The sequence below is a fragment of the Achromobacter sp. Marseille-Q0513 genome (assembly GCF_018195695.1).
Classification (GTDB): domain Bacteria; phylum Pseudomonadota; class Gammaproteobacteria; order Burkholderiales; family Burkholderiaceae_B; genus Achromobacter.
Genome location: NZ_JAGTJY010000397.1, coordinates 383 through 888 on the forward strand (window position 1 = coordinate 383; position 506 = coordinate 888).

The window sequence follows — 506 nt, forward strand, 5'->3', positions numbered from 1 at the left end:
ATCCTGGGTCAGAACCTGGGCGCGGGCAACTGGGACCGCATCCGCGAGACGGCCCGGCTGACCGCGAGGCTGGCGCTGGCCTACGGCCTGGGCATGGCCTTGCTGCTGGCGCTGCTGGCGCCGTTCATCGCGGACCTGTTCAAGGTCACCGGTGCCGGCCGCGACCTGGTGGTGTTCTTCTGTCGCTACGCCAGTTTCATATGGGTGCTGAACAGCTTTTTCTTCGTGGCCGTGGCGGTCTTCAACAACCTGGGCCATGCCGGCTACTCCACCGTCATCAGCTGGCTGCGCGCCACCGTGGGCACCTTGCCGCTGGTCTGGCTGGGCGCCCGGCTGGGCGGCCCCGAGGGCGTGGTGCTGGGCCAGTCGGCCAGTTTCGCGCTGTTCAGCCTGGTCGCGCTGGCGCTGTGCCGGCGCGTGCTGCGGCGGCCGCCTCCCGGGCCGGCGGCGGCTGTCGCCGGACAGGCCGCGGGCGGTTAGATTTCATCATCGGCACGCGGTACGAT

At 70.2% G+C, this 506-nt stretch carries 1 protein-coding gene; it reads left to right on the forward strand.

The features are described 5' to 3' along the window. Positions 1-480 (forward strand): MATE family efflux transporter (locus KDH83_RS32760; protein WP_249205470.1); only part of this gene is annotated, 480 nt, incomplete at its 5' end. Positions 481-506: the final 26 nt, after the last annotated feature.